The sequence below is a fragment of the Chryseobacterium foetidum genome (assembly GCF_025457425.1).
Lineage (GTDB): Bacteria > Bacteroidota > Bacteroidia > Flavobacteriales > Weeksellaceae > Chryseobacterium > Chryseobacterium foetidum.
This window is the reverse complement of the sequence record NZ_JAMXIA010000001.1, coordinates 3,289,377-3,314,467: the sequence shown is the minus strand read 5'-3', so window position 1 is coordinate 3,314,467 and position 25,091 is coordinate 3,289,377. Positions and strand designations below refer to the sequence as shown.

At 36.5% G+C, this 25,091-nt stretch carries 23 protein-coding genes; 7 read left to right on the top strand and 16 right to left on the bottom strand.

The window, feature by feature from the left end:
* The first annotated feature begins 67 nt into the window (after positions 1-67).
* On the top strand, positions 68-895 hold the full coding sequence (locus tag NG809_RS15385; protein WP_262152127.1) for a DUF4197 domain-containing protein: 828 nt from the start codon (positions 68-70) through the stop codon (positions 893-895).
* A gap of 187 nt (positions 896-1,082) precedes the next feature.
* Here NG809_RS15385 and NG809_RS15380 read toward each other — a convergent pair whose 3' ends face one another.
* A complete protein-coding gene (locus tag NG809_RS15380; RefSeq protein ID WP_262152125.1) occupies positions 1,083-1,736 on the bottom strand; it encodes a CoA transferase subunit B in 654 nt (217 codons plus the stop codon).
* A 121-nt stretch (positions 1,737-1,857) separates the two neighbouring features.
* On the opposite strand from NG809_RS15380, the gene NG809_RS15375 reads away from it, so the two are divergent.
* The 4 genes from NG809_RS15375 to NG809_RS15360 all read left to right on the top strand — a co-directional run bounded on the left by NG809_RS15375 (position 1,858) and on the right by NG809_RS15360 (position 5,292).
* A complete protein-coding gene (locus tag NG809_RS15375) occupies positions 1,858-3,657 on the top strand; it encodes an ABC transporter ATP-binding protein (protein WP_262152123.1) in 1,800 nt (599 codons plus the stop codon).
* 199 nt (positions 3,658-3,856) lie between these two features.
* A complete protein-coding gene (locus tag NG809_RS15370; RefSeq protein ID WP_262152121.1) occupies positions 3,857-4,537 on the top strand; it encodes a DUF3575 domain-containing protein in 681 nt (226 codons plus the stop codon).
* 37 nt (positions 4,538-4,574) lie between these two features.
* Positions 4,575-4,781: a hypothetical protein gene (locus tag NG809_RS15365; RefSeq protein WP_262152119.1), complete on the top strand. Its 207-nt coding sequence runs from the start codon at positions 4,575-4,577 to the stop codon at positions 4,779-4,781.
* A 97-nt stretch (positions 4,782-4,878) separates the two neighbouring features.
* Complete coding sequence (locus NG809_RS15360; RefSeq protein WP_262152118.1) at positions 4,879-5,292, top strand: hypothetical protein; 414 nt, start codon at positions 4,879-4,881, stop codon at positions 5,290-5,292.
* Between the two features lie 72 nt (positions 5,293-5,364).
* Here the strand turns inward: NG809_RS15360 and NG809_RS15355 are convergent, their stop codons facing one another.
* Positions 5,365-6,066, bottom strand: coding sequence for a CoA transferase subunit A (locus NG809_RS15355; RefSeq protein ID WP_056032999.1), 702 nt, complete (start codon positions 6,064-6,066; stop codon positions 5,365-5,367).
* 813 nt (positions 6,067-6,879) lie between these two features.
* Here NG809_RS15355 and rplS point away from each other — a divergent pair.
* Entirely contained in the window at positions 6,880-7,236 is a 357-nt protein-coding gene (gene rplS / locus NG809_RS15350; RefSeq protein ID WP_191736700.1) for a 50S ribosomal protein L19, read from the top strand.
* 302 nt (positions 7,237-7,538) lie between these two features.
* Here the strand turns inward: rplS and NG809_RS15345 are convergent, their stop codons facing one another.
* The 13 genes from NG809_RS15345 to NG809_RS15285 form a co-directional block, all read right to left on the bottom strand.
* Entirely contained in the window at positions 7,539-8,534 is a 996-nt protein-coding gene (locus NG809_RS15345) for an alpha/beta fold hydrolase (protein ID WP_262152111.1), read from the bottom strand.
* Between the two features lie 226 nt (positions 8,535-8,760).
* Positions 8,761-9,744 carry an EamA family transporter gene (locus tag NG809_RS15340; RefSeq protein WP_262152110.1) on the bottom strand — a complete coding sequence of 328 codons (984 nt, stop codon included), beginning with the start codon at positions 9,742-9,744 and terminating at the stop codon, positions 8,761-8,763.
* Between the two features lie 119 nt (positions 9,745-9,863).
* Positions 9,864-12,461, bottom strand: a complete 2,598-nt coding sequence (locus tag NG809_RS15335; protein WP_262152108.1) for a T9SS-dependent M36 family metallopeptidase — start codon at positions 12,459-12,461, stop codon at positions 9,864-9,866.
* 202 nt (positions 12,462-12,663) lie between these two features.
* On the bottom strand, positions 12,664-14,469 hold the full coding sequence (gene rpsA, locus NG809_RS15330) for a 30S ribosomal protein S1 (RefSeq protein ID WP_262152106.1): 1,806 nt from the start codon (positions 14,467-14,469) through the stop codon (positions 12,664-12,666).
* A 262-nt stretch (positions 14,470-14,731) separates the two neighbouring features.
* Positions 14,732-15,568, bottom strand: coding sequence for a hypothetical protein (locus NG809_RS15325; RefSeq protein ID WP_262152104.1), 837 nt, complete (start codon positions 15,566-15,568; stop codon positions 14,732-14,734).
* Positions 15,569-15,574: 6 nt separating this feature from the next.
* The gene (locus NG809_RS15320; RefSeq protein WP_262152102.1) at positions 15,575-16,405 is read right to left on the bottom strand and encodes a hypothetical protein; all 831 of its coding nucleotides are present in this window, start codon (positions 16,403-16,405) and stop codon (positions 15,575-15,577) included.
* A 10-nt stretch (positions 16,406-16,415) separates the two neighbouring features.
* The gene (locus NG809_RS15315) at positions 16,416-17,225 is read right to left on the bottom strand and encodes a hypothetical protein (protein WP_262152100.1); all 810 of its coding nucleotides are present in this window, start codon (positions 17,223-17,225) and stop codon (positions 16,416-16,418) included.
* Positions 17,226-17,376: 151 nt separating this feature from the next.
* On the bottom strand, positions 17,377-18,099 hold the full coding sequence (gene rluF, locus NG809_RS15310; protein ID WP_262152098.1) for a 23S rRNA pseudouridine(2604) synthase RluF: 723 nt from the start codon (positions 18,097-18,099) through the stop codon (positions 17,377-17,379).
* 4 nt (positions 18,100-18,103) lie between these two features.
* Positions 18,104-18,664: a hypothetical protein gene (locus NG809_RS15305; RefSeq protein WP_262152097.1), complete on the bottom strand. Its 561-nt coding sequence runs from the start codon at positions 18,662-18,664 to the stop codon at positions 18,104-18,106.
* Positions 18,657-19,358 (bottom strand): tRNA pseudouridine(55) synthase TruB, encoded by a 702-nt coding sequence (gene truB / locus NG809_RS15300; RefSeq protein ID WP_262152095.1) that lies wholly within the window; start codon positions 19,356-19,358, stop codon positions 18,657-18,659. Before truB ends, NG809_RS15305 begins: the two co-directional genes overlap by 8 nt.
* A 261-nt stretch (positions 19,359-19,619) precedes the next feature.
* Positions 19,620-20,438, bottom strand: a complete 819-nt coding sequence (locus tag NG809_RS15295; protein ID WP_262152093.1) for an undecaprenyl-diphosphate phosphatase — start codon at positions 20,436-20,438, stop codon at positions 19,620-19,622.
* 144 nt (positions 20,439-20,582) lie between these two features.
* On the bottom strand, positions 20,583-20,882 hold the full coding sequence (locus NG809_RS15290) for a DUF3098 domain-containing protein (protein ID WP_262152091.1): 300 nt from the start codon (positions 20,880-20,882) through the stop codon (positions 20,583-20,585).
* A gap of 4 nt (positions 20,883-20,886) precedes the next feature.
* Entirely contained in the window at positions 20,887-21,786 is a 900-nt protein-coding gene (locus NG809_RS15285; RefSeq protein ID WP_262152089.1) for a cell division protein FtsX, read from the bottom strand.
* A 90-nt stretch (positions 21,787-21,876) separates the two neighbouring features.
* Here NG809_RS15285 and rsmA point away from each other — a divergent pair, with 90 nt between their 5' ends.
* Positions 21,877-22,647 (top strand): 16S rRNA (adenine(1518)-N(6)/adenine(1519)-N(6))-dimethyltransferase RsmA, encoded by a 771-nt coding sequence (gene rsmA / locus NG809_RS15280; RefSeq protein ID WP_262152087.1) that lies wholly within the window; start codon positions 21,877-21,879, stop codon positions 22,645-22,647.
* A gap of 68 nt (positions 22,648-22,715) precedes the next feature.
* Here rsmA and NG809_RS15275 read toward each other — a convergent pair whose 3' ends face one another.
* Positions 22,716-25,073 carry a choice-of-anchor L domain-containing protein gene (locus tag NG809_RS15275; protein ID WP_262152085.1) on the bottom strand — a complete coding sequence of 786 codons (2,358 nt, stop codon included), beginning with the start codon at positions 25,071-25,073 and terminating at the stop codon, positions 22,716-22,718.
* Between the last annotated feature and the right edge of the window lie 18 nt (positions 25,074-25,091).

Below are 25,091 nucleotides of genomic sequence, written 5' to 3'. Positions count from 1 at the left end.
TGAAAAATTCGGTCTATCATTTAACTATTTCAGCTCCGAAACATCTAATTTTGTATAAAATTAAATGATGAAAAAAACTTTTATCCTAGCAGCGGGATTATTATTTTCGGTTTCTGCACAGGCACAGATTTTAGATATTATCAAATCTACGGTGAAAAATCAGACAGGTGTAGATTTAAACAATCCTAAAACAACTCCGTCAACCACCACAACTAAGCCGCAAACCGGCACAGCAAGTTCGCAAACTCCAACGAAAAGTACGTCATCAGTAAATCTTGGAAGTCTTACTTCAACTCAAATCTCATCAGGCTTGAAGGAAGCTTTGAATCTGGGCGTTACTGAAGGTGTGAAAAAACTCGGTGTAACCGACGGTTTCCTTAAAAATGAAGCGGTAAAAATTTTAATGCCCGAAAAACTTAGGGTAATTGATACCAAATTGCGGGCTTTCGGATTGGGAAGTCTCGCGGATCAGGGCGTGAAATTGCTCAACAGAGCAGCAGAAGATGCGGTGACAGAATCTGCTCCGATTTTTACAAAAGCTATTACTTCGATGACAATTACTGATGCGAAAAACATTTTGCTGGGTGGCGATAATTCAGCTACGAATTATTTACAGAGCAAAACTCAAGCTCAACTGTTCACTGCATTTCAGCCAAAAGTAAAGGCTTCATTAGGAAAAGTAGGTGCCGATAAAGTATGGAATAATTTAATTTCAAAATACAATACACTGACCGGACAAGCCGTTTCTACAGATTTAAATGAATATGTGACCAACGAAACCATCAACGGTGTTTTCAAAATGGTGGCAGAGAAAGAAAGTGGAATCAGAAATAATTCTGTGATGAGAACGACGGGTATTTTACAGAAGGTTTTTGGAGCACAGGATCAAAAATAATAAACATTTTTTTTAAAACATTAAGATTTTAAAAGTGTTAAGATGGATTAAGAAACATCAGAGATATTTTAGTAAATTATTATCTGAAAAGATTATCAAACACAAAAAAACCTTGTCGCTCTGACAAGGTTTTTTATATAACTTAATCATTTAAGCCAATAGCAATAAGCCATTTGCCAAAAGCAACTTAAAACTGCATTTCAGGAATTTCACCATCAATGATTAGATTAGCTTCAGTAGATTTAATGATATGTTCTACAGAAACTCCTGGAGCTCTTTCAACCAACTTGAATCCGGCAGGCGTAACGTCTAAAACGGCCAGTTCGGTAACCACTTTTTTCACACAGTTAATTCCGGTTAAAGGAAGTGAACATTTTTTCAGAATTTTGCTTTCTCCGGCTTTGTTCACGTGCATCATCGCAACGATTATGTTTTCGGCAGAAGCTACCAAATCCATCGCACCACCCATTCCTTTTACCATTTTTCCTGGGATTTTCCAGTTGGCGATGTCGCCGTTTTCTGAAACTTCCATGGCACCGAGAATTGTTAAATCTACTTTCTGGCTTCTGATCATCCCAAAACTGAACGCAGAATCGAAAAATGAACCACCTTCCAAAATCGTGATGGTCTGCTTTCCGGCGTTGATGATGTCTGCATCTTCTTCACCTTCAAAAGGAAAAGGTCCCATTCCCAAAACCCCGTTTTCACTCTGGAATTCAACCGAAAGATTATCGGGAACGTAATTCGCCACCAATGTTGGAATTCCGATTCCTAAATTTACATAATAACCGTCTTTTACTTCTTTTGAAATTCTTTGTGCAATTTGTTCTTTCGTTAGCATAGCATAATCTTATCCTGCCAAATTAGCTATTTTTTCAGAATTACGAAATTTTTTCTTTCTTATCCTATGATAAATTTTGACGCTTAAATTGTCGTAAATTTGTGGGCTTTTAATTTTACTAATGAAAATTCTATTAAATTATTTAAAACCATATAAATGGCTCATCATCGCTTCATTGCTGTTAGCCTCGATCAATCAGGTATTTTCTCTTTTTGCTCCTGCAATTACGGGAAATATTCTGGATAAACTGGTCACCCAACCGAATCACTTTGATAAGGAAAAATTAATCCCGAGAAATCTCAACGAATATCTTTACGGAACCGATATTTACCACGGTGTTTTCTACTTTTTAGGACTGTTAATCGGAACTGCAATGATCAGCCGTATCGCAAAGGCGTTTCAGGATTACGTTGTGAGTGTTATTATTCAGAAATTTGGGGCTAAAATTTTCACTGATGGCTTGCAGCATTCTATGAGACTGCCTTTTCAGGAATTTGAAGACCAAAGAAGCGGTGAAACACTTTCTATTTTAACCAAAGTGCGTGAGGATTCTGTAAAATTCATCAATAATTTCATTAACATCTTTTTCGGAATTCTGGTGAGTATTATTTTCGTTTCGATATATGCCATCCGTCTGCACTGGTCGATTATGCCGGTGTACGTTTTGGGAATTATTTTTATTGCAGTAATAACCAATCTTTTAAGCAAAAGAATTAAAAACATCCAGAAAAATATCGTTTCAGAAACAACAACGTTAGCTGGAAGCACCACCGAAAGCCTCAGAAACATTGAAATTGTAAAGAGTTTAGGTTTAACCAATCAGGAGGTTGAACGTTTAAACAACAACACCTACAAAATTCTGAATCTTGAATTAAGAAAAGTAAAAAGCATCCGCTCGCTGAGCTTTGTACAGGGAACTTTGGTGAATTTTTTACAGCAGGTCATCACGTTCACTTTGCTTTTACTGATTTTTAAAAATATTGTAACACCCGGACAGTATTTATCGCTCGTATTTTACGGATTTTTCATTTTCGGACCGATGCAGGAAATCGGGAACATCATTATTTCTTATCGTGAAGCCGAAGCGTCACTTCAAAACTTTGACAGAGTGATGAAAAAAGAGGTTGAGCCAAAACCTCTACATCCGAAAAAAATAGGTGCGATTGAAGATTTAAAATTCGATAAAGTTTCTTTCCAACATCAGTCGGCTCATTATAAAGCTTTAAATTCCATTTCATTTGATGTGAAAAATGGAGAAACAATCGCTTTCGTGGGGCCAAGTGGTTCAGGGAAGAGTACTTTGGTGAAATTGCTTGTTGGACTGTACAGACCCAAAGAAGGAACTATTTTTTACAATAATATCGACGGAAAAGAATTTGATTTTGATGAACTGAGAAATCAGATTGGCTTTGTGACGCAGGATACGCAGCTTTTTTCGGGAACGATCAGAGAAAATCTATTGTTTGTGAATCCTTCTGCAACTGAAGAAGATTTACAGTTGGCTTTAAAGAAATCAAGCTGTACGGGTCTTTTGGATCGTGCTGAAAAAGGAATTGAAACGGTAATCGGTGAAGGTGGATTAAAATTAAGTGGTGGCGAAAAGCAGCGAATTGCCATTGCCAGAGCTTTGCTGAGAAAACCTCATTTGCTGATTTTTGATGAAGCTACTTCTGCTTTAGACAGCATCACGGAAGAGGAAATCACAACGACAATCAAAGAAATTTCAAAAGATAAAGAACAGATTACGGTTTTGATCGCACACAGATTGAGTACGATTATGCATGCGGACAGAATTTTTGTTCTGGAGCGCGGACAGGTTATTGAAACAGGTTCTCATCTACATTTGATTGAAGAAAAAGGTCTGTACTATGCAATGTGGAGACAGCAGATTGGTGAACGGAAGACTGCGACTCAGATTTAAACAGGGAAGTTTTTGACACATGAGTCACATTAGTTTTAAGTTTATTGTATTGAGAATATTTTAGAGCACATTAGTTTGAAAATCAAATATTTTCTTCGATTAAGTCTTTTAAATTATTTCGAATTAGATATTTTTTATTTTCATAACGTAGTGATTTTTTCAGTATTTTTAAATCGTTTTAAACCTAAAACTGATTTACATGAAAAAAATTCTATCCGTTCTTATACTATTCGTTTCAACTTTGATTTTTGCGCAGGAAGCAAAAGAAAGCAAGTGGGTTTTAAAAGTGAATGCTGTGCAGTTGTTAGATATGTTTTCTTATCCAACGCTACAAATTTCGGCTGAAAGAAAAATAAATCCTTATTTCAGTATTAACGCCGAAATCGGATATCAGTTATACGATTTGAGCAAAGCAGATACGATACTACTTAAAACAAGAGGTTTTAAAACTAATATCGAAGGTCGTCTTTACTTATTAAAATTATTGAACACAAGAACTGAATCTAAGCGTAATGAAATTTATGTAGGCCTACAATTATTTCATCGTGAAAACCAAAATACAAATATTGTAAGCTATTCTCTGATAGATGATTCCACTGTGGGAGCTACCGAAAACTTTGGGACAAAAAGAAAGGCAACTGGCTTTAACGTCACTTTGGGAAATCAAATTTCGGTATCTAAAAAATTTGTACTCGAACCCTTTGTTGGATTTGGATCGATGAGACGGAAAATAGAGAATACCGATCTTGAATATGATAAAACTAAACATGAAGTAGTAGGAACTGATATTGAACCACTTGTCAAAAGGTTAAATCTGGAAGAAAGTTCAGGGAATGTATTTAACTTTTGTTTTGGTTTGAGAGTGGGTTACAGATTATAAAAATTGACTTGTAAACATAAAAATAAAGATTATTTGAATGAAAAAACTTCTGTCTGTTCTTATACTATTCGTTTCAACTTTACTTTTTGCTCAGGAAGAAAAAGAAAAAGATTGGGTTGTTAAATTCAATACTGTGCAGTTATTGGATTTGTTTTCTTTTCCGACAGTAATGGTTTCTGCTGAAAGAAAATGCGGAAGCCGGATATCAGCTCTACGGATCCAGAGCGGATACGGTAGTTCTTAAAACACGTGGTTTCAAAGTAAATCTTGAAGGCCGTCTGTACTTATTTAAATTACTTAAATCAAGAACTCAATCTAAAAAAAGCGAATTATATGTCGGATTGCAGGTTTACCATCGGAAAAACCAGGATACCTATAATTTAAAATTTACCTCCGCTGATATCAACACTTCATACAGTGATGATTTTGGAGTAAAGAAGACAGCACATGGCTTCAATATTATCATAGGAAATCAAATTTCAGTATCAAAAAAACTTGTTTTGGAACCTTTTATCGGTATTGGTTCACTTAATATCAAAACCCGAAATATTGATTTGGAATATGATGAGACAAAACACGTCATTGAAATTGACGGATTAAGTCTTATAAACTCCAGATTGGAAAGCAATACCGGTAATTTCACCAATTTTGTTGGGGTTTCAGAATTGGTTACAGATTGTAGGAAGAGGGAAGATGGAAGATGGGTGCGGGAAGTTTATATCATGCCGGATATAGATTCTTCGATACATTTATGAACTGAATAAAGATCAAAAAAAATACCCCAAAAGTTGATTTTCGGAGTATTTTTTATAAAAGTTGGCTAAAAATTAATCTTTCTTTCTAACCGTTCTCTGTTCAATTCTTTTTTCAAATTTTTCACCTTGAAAAATTCTCTGGATCATAATTCCAGGAATGTGAATTTGGTTTGGATCCAGTTCGCCTGGTTCTACCAGTTCTTCGACTTCAGCGATGGTAATTTTACCGGCACCGGCCATGGGATGATTGAAATTTCGGGCTGAACCTTTAAAAATCAGGTTTCCTGCATGGTCGCCTTTCCATGCTTTTACGATGGAGTAATCGGCGTCGTAAGCGTGCTCTAAAATGTGAGGTTTTCCGTTGAAATCTTTTACTTCTTTGCCTTCTGCTACTTCAGTTCCGAAACCTGCAGGTGTGTAGAAAGCAGGAATTCCTGCCTGTGCGGCTCTGCATTTTTCTGCCAAAGTTCCCTGAGGAGTCAGTTCAACTTCCAGTTCGCCTGAAAGCATCTGTCTTTCGAATTCTGCATTTTCACCTACGTAAGATGAAATCATTTTTTTAATTTGTCTCTTGTGAAGCAGCAATCCCAATCCGAAATCGTCTACTCCGGCATTGTTTGAAATGCAGGTTAAATCTTTTACATCGCTTTCTACCAATGCGTTGATGGAGTTTTCAGGAATTCCACAAAGGCCGAAACCGCCTAACATTAAAGTCATTCCGTCCTGAATTCCTGCAATGGCTTCCTGTGCATTTTTTACTCTTTTATCGATCATTTTTTGAATTAAATTTTGGAGGTCTTAAATTAGTGTTTTTCTGTGAAACTGGAAATATATATTCTGTTCTTTTGTCTTGAAACAAAAGAACCAAAAATTCAAGACTGGAAACTCCGGCTAAAAATTTAAAGCAAATCCTAAAATCCCAAAACTCGTGCGGATTCAAAATTAATTTGCTTAAGCTAATTATTGCCGCACTCAAACAGTTGGGATTTTTTAACGGATTTACTTTCAATTTTCTTAACGCCTCCGTTTCCTAGGTCGATTAATGTCATAAACTGATTTTACTTTTCATCATAAGCATAATGTTCTTTTTTCATGCTGAAGCCTTTGGATTCGACAAAGTAAAAGCATCTCATTATAGTTTCATTTGGAAAATCCGACTAGTTGTTTTTAAAATATGAATATTGAAAAGAAAAACCACTTTTATTTTGCGTGAGGGATGGAAGCGGCATCCTTTTTTTGGTTGCGAAGGGAAAAGCAGTGGCAACCAAAAAAAGATATAGCGGACAGCCCGACCCGAGCGAGGGAATGCAACGAAGTGGAATGAGGGAGGGAGGGGCACGCCCAAGTTATGAGTAATGGGTGATGGGTAATGAGTAATTGGTAATGGGTGATGAGTAATGATTGATGTATGATGATTGATGTATGATGATTGATGGGTAGCGGGTGTTTTTGGGTGCGATTTTTTGGGAAATATTTTTTATAAAGTGTTGGTGGACAGAAAAATTTGTTTTATTTTTGCAGTCTGTTATTCAACCTCTAGCGATGGACGTGTAAGTTGCTTAGCTTAAACAATTTTTATTATTAATAATGGATTTATTAAAGTACGTACAAGACCAGTACATTACAAAAAAAGATTTCCCTGAATTTAGCGCAGGAGACACAATTACAGTGTATTACGAAATTAAGGAAGGTCAGAAAACAAGAACTCAGTTCTTTAAAGGAACTGTAATTCAGTTGAGAGGAACCGGAGCTACTAAAACTTTCACTATCAGAAAAATGTCTGGTGATGTAGGTGTAGAGAGAGTTTTCCCTATCAACATGCCAGCTTTACAGAAGATTGAAGTTGACAGAAGAGGTAAAGTTAGAAGATCAAGAATCTACTACTTCAGAGACCTTAGAGGTAAAAAAGCGAGAATTAAAGACGCTGCTTACAAAAAGAAGTAATTCAGACAACAACACATACGAAAAGAGACTGCTATTTTTTAGCGGTCTCTTTTTATTTTGGGAATGATGTGCTTGTGTTTTGATAAGATTCCATCCTATCCTTTGGTAGGTCGTCCCGATGAGACTAAATGAGAATCTAAACATTTTTTGGTTGATCTTTTTTAATGGATACCCTTCCAGTGGAGAAGAATGTTATTTCTTGTAGGTAATTTTTTTTAAAGCCCCTCAAACCCTCTTCGAACTTCCATCTTCCTTCTTCCTTCTTCCTACTTCCTTCTTCCTACTTCCTTCTCCCCTCTTCCCTACTTTACAAAATCATACAGAGCTTTCCAGAATTGATCATAAACTTCAATGTGCGGAAGGTGACCTACATTTTCCAGCTCTACCAGCTTTGAGCCGGCGATTTGCTGCTGTGTTTTCTTTCCTAATTCCTGATATTGTCCCATTAAAGGCTGAATTTCCTTTGGGGCACGGTCTTTTCCGATGGCTGTGCGGTCGCGGGTTCCGATGATGAGTAAGGTGGGTGTTTTGATGTTTTTAAATTCGTAAACGACGGGTTGACTGAAAATGATGTCACTCGTTAAAGCGGCATTCCATGCGACTTGCGGGTAGTCTTTGTGTAAAGTCCAGCCTGCAATGAGGTCGAGCCATGGCTGATATTCCGACTTCCATTTGTTGTCGTAGTAGAATTTGAGCTGGTAATTTTTGTAGGATTCTGCGGTGTTTTTTAATTCGGACTGATACGCTTCGTCGACAGTCTGATATTTGGCCAAAGTTTTATAATCTTCCAGCCCGATGGGATTTTCAAGGATTAATTTTTCTATTGTTTCTGGATACATCAGCGTAAATCTTGTGGCAACCATTCCGCCCATTGAATGACCGAGAACGATGATTTTTTGAATTTTTAAATCGTCTAAAACCGCTTTGGTATTGCTCGCCAATTGAGCGAATGAAAACTGATAGCTCTGAGGTTTTGAAGATTTGCCGAAACCAATCTGATCCGGAATTATGACTCTGAAACCTTGAGCTGATAAATCTTTTGCCGTTTTCTCCCAATACGCACCGTTAAAGTTTTTGCCATGAAGAAGCATGACGGTTTTCCCGTTGGCTTTTTTAGGTTGTACATCCATGTAAGCCATTTTCAGATTTTGTTTTTGAGAATTTAAATCTTTGAAATGTACTTCGAAAGGATACTGGTAATTGGTAAGCATCGCGTCTAGAGGTTTTATCTGCGAAAACGCTAAGGTTGATGTCGCTGTAAGTGAAATTGCGGTGAGAATATTTTTGAATTGGGTCATGAACAATTGAATTTAGATATAAATTTAAAAAAACCGCTTCAAAGGAAACGGTTTTGGGTGTTATTTATAATTTAATTATGATTACTTAGTGTTGATTCTTAACGCAGAGTTCGCGAAGGTTTTATTAAAATGATTCTGAATATTTTTTAGTTAGCAAATGCGTTTCACTCAGCTAAGTGTAGATTTTTTAATGAAATTTTCGAAATAACTAAACTGTGGTATTGGTTTATAAAATGGTTTCGGAAATAAGTTTTTCTTTCCTGGATGGCAAATTCATCAGGACAATTGCCATTAAAATTAATATAATTCCAATCCATTGAATGAGGATTACTTTTTCGTTTAATAAAACAAAAGCCATCGTTACAGAAACCGGAAGCTCTAAAGATGAAATAATACTCCCCAAACCTAAACCTGTATTTGGAAATCCTAAATTGAACAAAACCGGTGGAATAATAGTTCCAAAAAGCGCCAAAATAAAGCCGTACGTCCAGAAAATAGAATAATTAAATGGTCTGATGTGTTCGGTATTTTCGGTAAAATTCAGATAAAATGATTTTAAATTTTCAGAATATAAAGGTCCGATTTGTGCAAAAAATAAAAATGTTGCTACAATGACCGAGCCACCGGTCAACATAATGATGCTTTTCCTTAATACAGGCAGATGCGTTGCCAGAGTATTGGATGTAAACATCGTCATTGTGAATGATGCCGCAGCTAACAATCCCCAAAAGATTCCGTGCCCATCTAATTTCACTTCCAGATTGATGAGATTGGTGGCTAAAACTGTCCCGAGTAATACAATTACTGTCGCAACAACTTTCTTAGTATTCGGAAATTTTTTAGTAATGAAACTCTCGACGACAACACTGAACCATACGGATTGCATCAACAATACAATTGCAATGGAGACCGCGATATACTGTACTGAAATGTAATAAAACAGACTTGTACAACCCAATGAAGTTCCGGCCATCAGAAGCATTTTAACTTCTTTGCGGCTTGGGGACGGTAATTTCTTTTTTGAACTAATCGTTTGAATAAAATTCAGAATTAAGAGTCCGACCAGACCCAATGCAAACTGAGCAGTGGTCACTTCAGAGGTTGTAAAACCTTCTTTGTAAGACATTTTTACGAAGGTTGCCAGCATTCCGTAAATGCTTGCTCCAAAACCGACAAATAAGACCCCTTTTAAAATATTTTTCTTCTTCATAACCTTTTTTCAGCCGCCAAAGGTACGATATAAAATTTCAAAAATTCTGCAAACACTAATAACAAAAATCACCTCAGGAAAATCCCAAGGTGATGTATTTAAAAATAAAAATTTTATAATTATTTTTTAATCAAAAGTTTAGAAGAAGTATCGATTCCTAAACCTTTTACTTTAACGATGTAAGTTCCGTTAATTAAAGATGAAGTATTGATTGCTTTTTTCTCATCAGCAGAAACTTTGTATTCTGAAGCTACCAATTTACCGCTCATATCGAAGATTTCAACATTTACTTTACCCATAGTATTTTTAGGGAAGTTGACGAAAAATTCATTTTTAGCAGGGTTGGGATAAATTGAGATCGCGTTTGCTTTTACATCTTTTACTTCGTCTGTAGATAATACACATTCGGCAGGTAAGGTAAAGTCTTCAATTTGGTCATTTATATCCGTCGCACTTCCCGCATTTGCGTATAACCCTAAACCTCTAGCTGCAAATGCTCTCCACACCATACATTTATCGGCGCCTTGAGTTGTTGCCATCTCTGCTGCAAGAATTGCATTCCTTCCACTAATAAAATTAGGATTACATGGTTGTAATTTTAATGCATCAGTTACTAACTGCAGTACTCTTGAACTTCCGTTAGTTGTATTTGCTGTGACATCTGATGAATAACCATATTTTTCAACATATTTCCAGTGAAGATCCCAAAGCATTGTCGCCCAGACAAAACCAATGGAATGCACATCTGGGACTAAAAATAGCCCTTGCCCATCAGGGTCATATTCCATACCATTAGTATCACTGTAAGTATAATTATTGACTGCAAAATTTGTGGAATATTTTGCAGGTCTTATTCCAGCGCCTGTAATTGGCTGACCTATAGCATAAGTTCCTATACCTCTTGCGACAGTTGCATTATCGCCAGGTTTATTTGTAAGCATCATGGCAAAGAAATCTGACCATCCTTCTCCCATCTGCTCACTACTATTAGATGTAACTAAACAAGTATAGCCATTTCCCGTATTTCTATTTGATATACCGTGTCCATATTCGTGAGTTACAATACCATTATCAAAGCTTCCATCATATCTCACATCTCTTTTTAAAGTGACATTAACTACTGTATTGGCTGCTATTTTAGTTTTAATAAATTCTCCTTCAGGATTATCTATAATAACAGAAGGTACTGTAATTGTAGGATCTACACCAGTCATTCCTCCTACAGCAGCGCCACCTGCATTGTTATAAACAATAACACCTACTGCACCAGCAGTCTGTGCATTTTTAACTTTTACCGTAAAAGCACAGGTCCCTCTCTCAACAAGCGCAATCATATTGCTCATAGATCCCGCAGGTAAAGCACTGCAACCATCCAGAATTGTTGATAGCTTGACATTGCCCGTTACCCCTACGTCATCTAATGGAGTGCCAAAATCAGCCGTTCCGGCAACAGGTGTTCTAGAAACTGCATCTGTAGGTGCATTGTAAAAAAAACGTCTACTGGATGCTTCCCACAGATACATTTGCATCCGTGGCTTAGATCCATCAGGTGGAGTAGAAAAATTTGCATTATTGTAAGAACTTCTATCTTGTGATTCGGCATTTAAGGCATCGTTTCCTAACCCTCCATTCCCAAAATTATTTTGCTGAAAATTTCTAGCAGCTTCATTAAAACCAAATTTGTGAAATATATCGTGAACTCTATTACTTATATAGAATAAATTAGTGGTAGACGCATTAAGACTATTAAATGGCGTTTGTGTTCCATCATAAGGAAAATTAAAATTTCTTGTCACTCCACCATCCGGAGATGCTCCGGCAACATTATTAAAATCTCTATCTTCGTAAGCGTAGACATTATTTCCCTTGGTAATGGTGAAGTGCGTTACTCCGTCATAATGCCATCCTTCAGGTGAAGAAGCTAGAATCCATGGATTATTTACAATACTTCTAGATCCGAAAGAAGGAGCTTCAATTGGCAAAGGAAAAACATTATAAGATGCGTTGTCCGGAACTAACAAGGAAAAATTGTTAGTTTGCTCCTGGTATTGAGGACCAATGGATGAATTTTCTCTATAATTAGTATGATCATGAGAATAAGCACCATCAGCAAAATTGCATGACAAGTTCAAATTTACTTTCTTCAGTACATCGCCAGTATGAGCGTCAATTAGATAGTTCCAAAAGTTTGGAGATTTTGGCTCCTGAACGTTGTATTCATACGCCAATTTTAAAGATGATTTATCATTCACATATACCAACCTTTGTTTTAATGATCTCCCATCTGTTGATTCCACATCTGAAAAATTCAAAATCATATAAGAATTTAGTTCATCATCTCCTAAATCTGAAGCGATCTTTGAAAGCGCAGCTGATTTAGTCACGGAAGGCATATTGTCATTAACTGCCAGATAGTCCTTTACAAAATCGTCAATATAATATGTAATTTTACTGTCTTTAATAAGAGCAGTACCCACAGCATTATAAATAGGGAACCCTTTATAAGTTTGCTGAAATTTCACGACCTCTGCATTCAAAGATTTTGATGAATCAGTATTATCAATGGTAAAATTCGTTAAATCAGACTTCTTATAATCTCTTAAATGATTGGTTTGAATATAGTTATTAATTAATCTTTGACTATCTTGAGCCTTGAGTTTGGATGACGGAAAAATTGCAAATATTGCAAACAAAAGAGGTAGAGTTAGCTTTTTCATATTGATTATTAAAGCGCCAAATTTACAAATAATAATCAATCTATTATTATTTTTATTTAATTTTTAATATATTTTTTTGAATATACATTATTAAGTAATCAATAAGGGAATTAATAATGAAATTAATATTAAACATTTTGTAATTGAATAAAAAAACCACTCATAAAAATGAGTGGTTAGTTTATAAGAATGTGATCAGAGATTATTTACCTCCTTCCATTTTCTTTTTCAATTCAGCTAATACATCAATATCACCTAATGTTGATCTTTCTTCAATGTTTGAAGAAGACATGCTATTGTTGTTATTAGATCTGTTGTTTGATGCTTCTCTTGCATTCTTTTTCTCTTCGTCTCTGAAGATTCCTGTGTGAGAAACAACTACTCTTTTGAATTCTTTGTTGAATTCAATTACTTTGAACTGAGCAGTTTCACCTTTCTTGATTTTAGATCCGTCTTCCTTCTCTAATAATCTTGATGGGCAGAATGCTTCTACTTCAGCATCTTCGAATTGTACGGAAGCTCCTTTGTCGTGAACTTCTACAGCAGATCCTGTGTGTACAGTTCCTTCAGCATATTTAGTTTCAAATTTATCCCATGGGTTTTCTGTCAATTGCTTGTGACCTAGAGATAATCTTCTAGCCTGGATGTCCAGTTCAAGAACTACAACATTCAATTTATCACCTACTGCACAGAATTCTGATGGATGCTTGATTTTCTTAGTCCAAGAAAGATCAGAGATATAGATTAATCCGTCGATACCTTCTTCCAGTTCTACGAATACACCGAAGTTTGTAAAGTTTCTTACAGTTCCAACGTGCTCAGAACCTACCGGATATTTAGCTTCGATATTTTCCCATGGATCTTTAGATAACTGTTTCATACCTAAAGAGATTTTTCTGTCTTCTCTGTCTAAAGTAAGTACTTCAGCTTCCACTTCGTCACCTACTTTTACGAAATCTCCTGCGCTTCTCAAGTGAGTAGACCAAGACATTTCAGAAACGTGAATTAATCCTTCTACACCTGGAGCGATTTCTACGAATGCACCATAGTCAGCAAGAACCACTACTTTTCCTTTTACTTTATCACCAACTTTCATGTCAGCAGAAAGTGCATCCCAAGGATGAGCTTCTAACTGCTTCATACCCAACTGGATTCTTGTTTTCTCGTCATCAAAGTCAAGGATAACCACTTTCACAGTCTGTCCGTCTTCTAAGATTTCAGACGGATGGTTCACTCTAGACCAAGAAAGGTCTGTAATGTGGATCAATCCGTCAACACCACCAAGATCTACGAATACACCGTAAGAAGTAATATTCTTAACAGTACCTTCAAGAACCTGACCTTTTTCAAGCTGCGCGATGATTTCTTTTTTCTGACCTTCGATATCTGCTTCGATCAATGCTTTGTGAGATACAACTACGTTTTTGAACTCAGGGTTGATTTTCACAACTTTGAACTCCATAGTTTTACCTACGAACTGATCGTAATCTTTAATTGGCTTAACGTCGATTTGAGAACCTGGTAAGAATGCTTCGATACCGTGTACGTCAACGATCATACCTCCTTTAGTTCTAGACTTAACAAAACCGTTAACGATTTCTCCAGTTTCGTGAAGTTCGTTTACTCTATCCCAAGCTTTAAGCGTTCTAGCTTTTTTGTGAGATAACTGTAACTGACCTGTTTTGTCTTCTCTTCTGTCTACCATTACCTCAACCTCGTCACCTACGCTTAGGCCTTGGTTGTAACGGAATTCGTTAAGAGAAATAACACCTTCAGATTTGAAGTTGATGTCTACGATAGCTTCTTTGTCAGTTAATCTTACTACTCTACCAACTAAAACGTCGTTATCGTTCAGGCTGTTAAGAGATCCGTTGTAGATTTCCTCAAGATCGCTTTTTTCTTTTCTCGCATCTGCATCAAGACCAGATTCGAATGAATCCCAGTCAAATTGTTCCGGTGCTACGTTTTGGTTAAGAATAACCTCTGCTGAATTTGTCTCTTTTGACATTTTCTAATAAAATTTGTATTCCTTCTTTTTTAATGGTCTTAATAAATGTGGTTTTAAAAAATACGGAAGTAATTAATTTATAATAATTTACCTTTAAAGACCTGTCCACAAAAAGTGACTGCAAAAATACAAAAAATATCAATTACTTTGTTAATCATTTTAAAACAATTTTAAAATCATGTATATGATGAAAAACAAAAAATGGAACCGCTTTAAACAGTCCCATTTGAGGTAATAGTGAAAAAAAAAAAAAAAAAAAAAATTAGTTTATAGATTCCACAATTGTGGTGCTTAAAGAAATTTTAGACATAAAATTACTCATGTTGTCACATGGCGGATTTCCAGCGTTTGAATTCTGAGCCACGCCACCATAAATGATTTTTTGAGCAGAAGATGATGACGAGGATGCTATGTTTCTAGCTCTGACACTGATTGTATGAGTTCCGACAGATAAATTATTAACCACACCATTGAGAACAAATTTATGCCACGAACATGTGAAGTTTTCATTATGCTTGTGATATTTCCGAACGACTGCCAATTTATTATCAACAAAGATTCCGATAGCATATTCAAAATAACTGTTGGATGCTTTGTCGAGCTGAGCCATACCTTCTAGAGTAAAAGCAAAAGAGTTTGTACTTCTTGTAAATGTTTTACTGTCTTCAATCTGAAGAGGAACCCAGCTTGCAGAAACATTATCTCCAATACTGAAGTTCCCGGGAGAATACCCTGTAATTGCAATATTCCCCGGAGATGTTATAGAACTTACATTCACCAAATCAAGTTTAGCAGCCAATTGATCTTTTGTCAGCAACGCATTCCATTTTCCTGTATCGTAGTAAGCAACGGTTTGAGGAAGTGACACAGTCGATTTTGTATTGAACACCACAGTTCCATCTAATGGTGCCGGAACATTTGTCACGTCCAGATTTGAATCCAGAGGAATTCTCGGATACAGAACACCTTTGTTGTCTGAATCTAATTTCAAAACAGCACTGTTGTCAATTGCAGGAGTAGCCTTATCTGTCATTACAACCTGAGAAAAAAACATTGAAGGTATTGCAGACAGTACTAAAGTATATATAATTTTTTTCATGATGTTTTAATAAGGTAAAGGTTGATTAATTAAAACTACAGCACTGATCTGTGCTTCATCATTTGTGAGATTAAGACATCCACCAGCTTTCCTGCCATAATAGGTCAGCTCACTCCCTACGTTTCCTGTTCGGTTGGCAACACCCAGCGTGATTTTATGAGTACCAACAGACAAATCATCCAAAACACCTGTAATAGTGAACTCCTGAAAAGGACATGCAATATCTCCGTTTAAGGAAACTGCTTTTGAGGTAATCAGCTTATTATCAACAAAAATACCCAACCCGTAGTTTACATTTGCACTCGTTGATGCTGTACCTACCTGAACCATTCCTGTAAAAGTAATTACTGTATTGTTCTCAGGACGGTCTATTACGATATCAAAATCTGTAGTTTCCGGAACCTTCACCCACGGTAACGCCAAAGAACTTCCGTTAACGTATGGTGATTCGCCGGGGTAGCTAAATGTATAAGTTCCTCCGGGGTAAATTTTTGAGTAATATTTAGTAATTCCCAGCAAAAGATTAAGGTTTGCTGAGTTAAAATAGAAAACCCATTTACCACCATCCCAATAGTACAATCCTCTACCTCCCGGAAATGACGCATTGGTATTGTAAACTAAAAGTGAAGTGGTAGGCGTCGTAGCCATAAAACTTGCATCAGAAACATTAGAGGCATTAAGTGCAATCTGCGGCAGCATTATACCTTTATTAGTTGCAACCAAATCTAAAATTGCAGAAGAATTTGGTGTTTCGGTACCGATTCCTACAGAACCGGACTGAGCGTAATAATTGATTCCCAGTATTACAAAAAGGAATCTTAGAAAAAATGTTTTCATCTTTTGTATTTTATGATTTTTCGGTGAGTTTGATATACATGTTGATCTTCGTCATATCAGCATTCAGAGATGCCGTCCCTACCGGACCGCCAAATCTCCATTGCGAAGCGGAAGAATAATCATTTACCCTTACACTTACGTAAGTTTTAATGGTGTGATTACCAAGACTTAAATTCTTTAAAACTGAGTTGATAGAAAAGTAATCGTATTGATTAACAGTAGAATATCTTGTAGAATAGTTTCTTACACCTGCTAATTTCCCATCCACAAAAATTCCGACAGCGTAGGTAAAGGTATTTGATGAACTGGCTGTATTATTGTTAGCCTGCACCATACCCTCTGTAATGACTACAATACTGTTGTTGGTTTGAGTAACGGTAATATCTTTAGACAACCCAGGCACTTCTGACCAGATAGTTCCTGGCGCAGAATCCTGAGGATAAAGCATAGCACCCTGCGGAGTAGTAATATTAAGCGGGGCAGAGTTTGAAGTACTGTAAGAAATCGTAAGACCTAACACCGAATAAACATTACGGGTATCTACAAGCTCATTCCATTTTGTACCGTCCCAAAAGGTGAAGCCTTGTTTCCCAACAGCTTTGTTATAAGCCAAAAGACCATAGGCAGGCGTTGTAACTGGCGAGGCAAGCGCAAGATTGGTAATGTTAAGATTAGGTAGGAGAACTCCTTTGTTGGTGGAATGAACTTTCAGCAGAAGGTTACTTTCTACTGACGTTGTCCCTATCCCCACTTGTGAGAATAGCGTCTGACTGGGCACAACAAAACAACCCAGCACTACATAGTAGAGCATTTTTTTCATCTTGGTATTTTTAAGAGGTGATTGATTTGTTGTGTGCTGCAAATATAATCACTTAATACATAACAAGATGTATTTTATAGAAAATTTCTATTAAAAACCATGAAAATAGGATACTTAAATCAAGTCCAAATTAAATTGTAGTGAATTTTTTTCACTCATGGGTTTTCTCAGAGTCCTTGATTAGAGAATTGATTTCGAATAATTCTGCGTCTGTAAAATCTCTCCACTTGCCTGCGGGAACGTCAAGTAAAATATTCATAATTCTGATTCTCTTCAGTTTTTTTACTTCGTAGCCAAGGTACTCACACATTCTTCTGATCTGCCTGTTTAATCCCTGCGTAAGGATAATTCTGAAATGCATGTCGTCAATTTTTTCCACTTCACATTTCTTTGTTACAGTATCTAAAATAGGCACGCCATTTCTCATTTTATCTAAAAACTTTGGATTAATGGGTTTATCAACTCTCACGATATATTCTTTTTCATGATTGTTTTTTGATCGGAGAATTTTATTCACAATATCACCGTCATTGGTCAAAAAGATAAGACCTTCACTGGCTTTATCCAATCTACCGATGGGGAAAATTCTTTTAGGATAATTTATAAAATCAATAATATTATTTTTTTCACGCACTGAATCTGTTGTACAGACAATACCTCTCGGTTTATTAAAAGCAAGATATACCGGTTTCTCCTCAGATTCGCGAATAGGTTTTCCGTCAACTTCAATCTGGTCTTCATCTGAAACCTTAGTCCCCAACTCAGGAATCTGACCGTTAATTTTAATTCTGCCTTCTTCCAAAAGTTTGTCTGCAGCTCTTCTTGAGCAGTAGCCCACTTCAGAAAGATATTTATTGATGCGTGTTTTTTCCATGATTCTAAAGTTTCTTGTTTGAGAAGATTGTGATTCCGTAAGAAAATCCTACAAAAAATGTACTGTTTCCGTCGAAATTCTGAACCTCCAGATTGATTTGAAATTTGTTTCCAAGATTCTTTGTTATCGGTTCGAAGAATCCAACAGAAATTCCTGCAAGTTTTGCATTTTTAGATGCTGTCTGATTGATTTGAGTTCCAAAATTTGCAGAAACATAGGTAAATTCTTCATCTCTCGGATTACTGACGATAAAAAATGGCTGTACCGTCCAGTACATTACATGAAAATTCGGATCTACGTAACTGTATCTCACACCGGTTCCCAATGCAAACCAATTCAAAGGTTGATATCCCAACTGTGCAGCAAAACCGTAATTAAACTTTCCGGGATCTAGTCTTTGCCTATCATATTCATTTGTCGCCTGGTTTTCTTTAATCATGGCAGCAACATCAAAACCAACATTCGCTTGCACCACTCCAAACAATCCCAATTTATTTGATTTTTCCTGAGAAAATGTTTTCAGCGATAAAATGACAAAGAAAATTGACCATAAATATTTATTCATTCGTCTCAAATCTGTATTCGTTATTCAAAAATTCTGTGGTTGCGTCTTCAACACTGTACTCTCCGATTTTTGTTCGTCTGAGTTGGGTAAGGTAAGCTCCTACTCCCAATTTCTGACCAATATCGTGGGCTAAACTTCTGATATAAGTTCCTTTTGAACATCCTACAATAAAACTGATGAGCGGAAAATTAATTTCAACATCTTTGATGTAATGAATTGTTGTTTTTCTTGATTTCATTTCTACTTCAGCACCTGCTCTTGCGAGGTTGTAAGCTCTTGCTCCATCGATTTTGATTGCCGAAAAAACGGGTGGTTTCTGATCGATTTCTCCTAAAAATTTGTCTAAAGCTGTACTGACATCTTCTTCAGTTACCTTTGAAAAATCCTGATGAAGAATTTCCGGTTTTTCTGTGTCGTAGGATTCTGTCTGAACGCCGATTTTGATTTCTGTCCAGTATTCTTTCGGTGCATCCTGAATTTCAGGGATTTTTTTGGTGAATTTCCCTGTGCAAACGATCAGTAAACCTGTTGCTCTTGGATCTAATGTTCCGGCATGACCGATTTTGAATTTTTTCGGGAGATCAAATTCACGTTTAAGCTTATATTTTAACTTATTTACAGCCTGAAAGGAAGTCCAGTCGAGTGGTTTGTCGAGGAGGAAGATATGTCCTGATTGTAGTTGTTCGGCGGTCATTTTTTTTATGAGCAATGAGTGATTAGTAATGAGTAATAGGTAATGAGCAATCAGTTATGGTTAATATCGGAAGGGTTTTCTTATTTTTTTTGATACTCAAAATTACTACAATATTTTTTACGGTGAATCCCGCGCAGCCCGACTTGAACGGAGCTCTTTTTGTGAGGAGGTACGACGAGCAAAAAAGCGGAAGTGGAAGGCGGAATAGCTGCCCAAATTATTATGAGTAATGAGAAATTGGTAAAGCGTAATTGAAAAATATTATTTGAACCAATAAAAATAAATCAACAACGCAATTCCCACGAAAATACGGTACCAGCCCCAGGGTTTGAAACCATATTTGTTTAAAACTCCGATGAATGCTTTGATTGCGATCAATGCAGTGATGAACGCTACGATATTTCCGATGATGAAAATGGTGATGTGATCCTGAGATTCTAAAATCATTTCGTAACCTTTTGCAGCTGTTGGCGTTCCTTTACCCCATGTTTTCACAAAGACTGAATATACTGTCACCGCCAACATGGTAGGAACTGCCAGAAAGAATGAAAATTCTGCTGCTGCTTTTCGGGATAAGCCCTGCGTCATTCCTCCGATGATGGAAGCGGCACTTCTACTCGTTCCCGGCATCATGGCTAAACATTGCCAGAAGCCGATGGTTACTGCTTTTTTAATTGAAATTTCTTTTTCGTCGTGAATGACCGGATTTTTGAACCACTGATCAGCAAAAAGCAAAACAATTCCGCCTAAGACCAATACGGCTGAGATAGCAATCTGATTTCCAAGAACAGACTCTATCATATCGTCGAAAATGTAGCCTAAAACCAAGGCAGGGATAACTGCAAATGCAAGTTTATAGTAAAGCTGTAGGTTTTTCAGATCAAAAAACTTTTTCCAATATGCTACGACAACCGATAAAATCGCTCCAAACTGGATGGAAACCTGAAACATTTTTAGAAATTCTGACTCTTCCATACCCATTAAACTGGCGGTAAATCCCATGTGTGCGGTGGATGAGATGGGTAGATATTCTGTAAGTCCTTCGATGATGGCAATGATGATTGCTTTGAGTAAATCCATGTTTTATGAGTAATGGGTAATAAGTAATGTGTAATTTGAGTGACTTTTTGCCAAAAGTTTATTATACAAAAAGTCAATTGCTGGGCAACCGACTTTTATTTGTTTGAATCAAGATGTTGATTCTTTATCTTTTAACCTGATCGATTAATTTTTCCTCTTAAGAATTGCATAGACTTCTATAGCGAAACCAATAACAATAAATAATGGAGCAATTCTGATTCTGCGGATGGAAAAAATATCGTCATTCCATGCATTAGGATCAAGTTTTCCGTCTACGGTGTTGGCATCTGCACCCATCATCAGAAGAAATCCAACGACGATGAACGCAAGCCCGATGAGCATCCATTTGTAATTTTCTTTACCGAAATAAAAGGTGTTTTCTTCGGCTGTCTTGTTTTCTTTTCCAAAATCGGAAGCGGAAAACTTTGTTGTTTTTTTGCTCATTATCTTATGAATAATATAAATCGTCTACGTTTGATCTTAAGAATCTCCAGGTGGCAATGATTGTGCTGATAACGGTAATAAAAATACCAATTCCCAAGACAAGCAGCACCAAAGAGAAATAATGACTTGTATCCTGAGTGAATGACTGCCCGATCGTGTCTGTAAAATAATACCAAACCCCGAATAGTGCAAGCAAACCAAGTACTGAACCAATTGCTCCTAAAATTAAAGCTTCGATAACGAATGGCTTTAAGATAAATCGTCTTTTTGCCCCCACCAACTGCATGGTTTTAATGATAAATCTTTTGGAGAAAATTTTAAGTCTGATTGAATTGTTAATTAAAACAATTGCCAAAATTAAAAACAACACCGAAAATCCTAAGATCCACTTTAAAATTCGGCTAAGGTTATTGTAAACATCTACCATCAAGGTGCTGTCGTTTTTTACTTCTGAAACTCCGGGAACTGTTTTGATGATTTTAATGGCTTCTTCAATTTTTAAGGGATCTACGTATTCCGGTTTCAACGAGATTTCTACTGATGATGGAAAAATATTCTCTTCAAAAAGTGCATCGCTGTCTATTCCCATACTTTTTTTAGCTTCCTCAGCCGCTTTCTCTCTTGTAATGTAGACTGCTTTTTTTACAGGAGCCAAAGCCTGAATTTTTTTAAAGGCTTCTTCTTCTGATTTTGCAATTTTCAGAGAATCTTTAGCATCATAATTCTGATCGTAGTAAGCATTAACTACCAACTGTTCTTTGATATAGTCAGAATATTTTTGGGCGTTAATAAGTATTAATCCCATCAATCCCATTAAAAATAATACCAATGCGATGCTGATTACCACGGTGATATTACTAGACCTAAGCCTCTTTTTATTAAATTCGTCTACAGATCTTGCCATTAAGAATAAAATTTTTGGCTAAAATAGAAAAATTCTACCGAAATTTGACCCGAAAAACATATTTTCATTGTTAACAAAATCATAAATACTTTGAGTGTAAGAGCAAAAAAACATCTCGGCCAACATTTCCTGACCGACGAGAACATCGCAAAAAATATAGTTGAAGGATTAAGTTTCGAAAACTATAATAACATCATGGAAGTGGGCCCCGGAATGGGCGTTTTGACGAAATATCTTTTTGAAAAAAATCAAAATATCTATCTCGCTGAAATAGATCAGGAATCTATAGAATATCTGAAGAAAAACTATGACAAAACGAATGAGGAAACTTTTGTTGGTGACTTTCTGAAGCAGGATTTTGCTTTCCTGAACAAGGAAGAAATCGCAATCATAGGAAATTTCCCGTATAATATTTCTTCTCAGATTCTTTTTAAGATTATTGATTATTATGAAATAATTCCCGAGATGGTGGGAATGTTTCAGAAAGAAGTTGCAGAAAGAACTGCAGCTGTTCCGCGTACCAAAGACTATGGAATTCTATCTGTTTTGATACAGGCTTATTATGATGTGAGCTATCTGTTTACGGTGCATGAGAATGTTTTTAATCCTCCACCAAAGGTAAAATCCGGTGTAATAAAATTGACGAGAAATCCGAAAGAAGGTCTGGCAGGAAATGAAATTCTATTTAAACAGATTGTAAAAGCTGGGTTTAATCAAAGAAGAAAAAAGCTTTCAAATGCCCTGAAAATTCTTGAGATTCCGGAGGTTTTGAAAACGCATGAGTTTATGGATAAAAGAGCAGAAGAACTGAGTGTTGCAGATTTTATTTCGTTCACCAAACTATGGAAAGATAATCAATAATTTTTTTATTAAAATAAAAATGCCTTCAGAAAAATCTGAAGGCATTTTTTGTATGATTGATCAGAGACTTATTCTCTGTTTTTCAGCATGATCCAACCTGAGGTGTTCATCTGAGTTTTGGTTTTATTGTATTCAAAATTGAATTTATACCAATACGTTCCGGTAGGCAATCTTTTTCCGCCAATCGTTCCGTTCCAGATAGGATTTTCTTTAGTGAATCTGAACATTTCACTTCCGTATCTATCGTAGATAGAACCTTTAAAGTTTTTGAAATTACCCAAAGATGAAAGATCAATTACATCATTTACTCCATCCTCGTTTGGTGTAATCACGTTATTGATATGGAGAGTAAAGAATTCTACAGTACCAACGCAAGTGGTTCCTTTTGTTCTTACATAAAGTGTGTAATTTGTATTGTCTAAAAGATTAGGAAATACATTAGAATCCTGCCACGAAATTCCGTCTAAAGAATATTCTGCCGCTCTCGGAATATTGTTGATATTCGGAATTGTGGCTATCGCAGTAATTGTATTATTTTCGTAGCTTAACTGTGAGAAGAAAGGAGTTGCAGCCGCAATCACTTTTACTTCGAAAGTTTTTGCACAGATTCCATTATTGATGGTTACGGTATAAATTCCCAATTGATCAACAGTAATTTTTTGAGTTTCTGCGCCTGTATTCCAAAGGTAACTGTATCCAGATCCTGCACCCGCATCCAACTCTATCGTATCGCCAATACACATTTCAACATCAAGAAGAGGTGTTGTAGGCTGAGGAACCACTTCCACGGTCACTTTTGCTGGTAGTGATGACTGACATCCTAATGCTCCCACTGCATACACTTCGAAAGTGGTAGTCTGGAAGATGGTTGCTGACTGAGTGTTGCCGTTTCCAGGGAAGTTTACCCAATTGTAAGAAGTACCACCTGATGCAGTAAGCGTAACAGTTTCACCTGCACAGACTCTTATTTTTGGCGTTGTAATCTGCCCTATCGGTCTTGTTTCTTTAGCTAATGTAAGCTCTACCATTTTTCTGCAGTATTCTGCTCCGTAAACCACAGCATACAGAACCTGACCATCATTTCCATTATAATTTAATGGAGTCTGAATGAAATTATTATTAAATGCTAATGCATCATTCTGGTTTACGTACCACCTGAAGTTAGCTCCTGCAGTAGGACTGATCAGCGCTTTCGAATTCGTTAAATCAAAGGTTGTAATATCAGGTGTTGTACAAAGTAATAATGTAGCGTCCTGAGCGAGTGGCGTAGATCCGCCATTAATTTTAACTGACGCCGTTCCGGGACATGGATTTCCAGGAAGCGTAACTTCAATAGTATAAGTTCCCGGATTAATTGCTGTAATCGATGTAGAAGTTGCACCTGGGATTGCATTTCCGTTGTAGAACCATTGATACGTTAAATTAGGGCTGTTTACAGAAGCATTAATTACTGTTGGAACCAAGTCACAGACGTTGATCTCATTAGGAATTACAGCACCACTCGGATCCTGAAGTTCTACCCCAATATTGAAAGAGCCTCCTTCCAAGAATACTGCAGAATCATAACCGGTATCTGCTCCAAATGGGCCAAAATCTGCAATCACCATTTTAAAATGATATGGAATTCCAGCGGTTACATTGGCTGTAGCCTCTAGAGGAATTGTTCTTCCGTAAAAATTGGTCTCGATACCTGCAGTATTGTATCCTGCAAAATAAGTAGGATTAACAGCTCCACAACCGTTTGGTATATTTGGACGAATATTAGTTACGCTCACAGGACCTGCTCCACCAGGCAAAATTGCCATATTCTGATAAGGTGCAGTACTACCTACAGGTCTTAATAGTAATGCAAAGGCATCAGCATAATTACAGGGAAAAGTTCCATTATATTCTTCCGAGGCCAATAAATAATTAAATTTAATCTGGGAAGTTGTAGGAACAAAATCAAATTCTAAAATTGCTGCATTGGTGAGCGTACCTGCTACACCAAGCGCTGTTGCTAAATCAGGATCACTACCTCCCTGATTATTATCACCTAGGTAATCTTCAAACTGATTACCTGCTCTTCTTGCAAATCCTGTAGACAAAACAATTCCGTCTTTAAAAGGAAAATTTGTAGTTCCTTTGTGAAAATAACCCCAGGCTCTGTCTGCTTGGGTAGCTGTAGTATTAGGAGTTACGGTAACATTTGAGATATTTGGAACAAAACAAGATCCAGGTCCTGATGATATAAGAACATCTCTTATTAACTGTAAAGGTGTGTACGCGGATTCCGGATATGTAGGTACATTAACATCTATGAATGCACCTGCTTTTTTGGAAGTTTCAGAAAATTCTTTTTTTGGAGGTTTTCTTGGTGAAACTTTCTGTGCAGTAAGATTCACACCTATTAAACTAAAAAATACGAGTAGTAGATATCGCTTCATACATTTTTTCATTTCAAC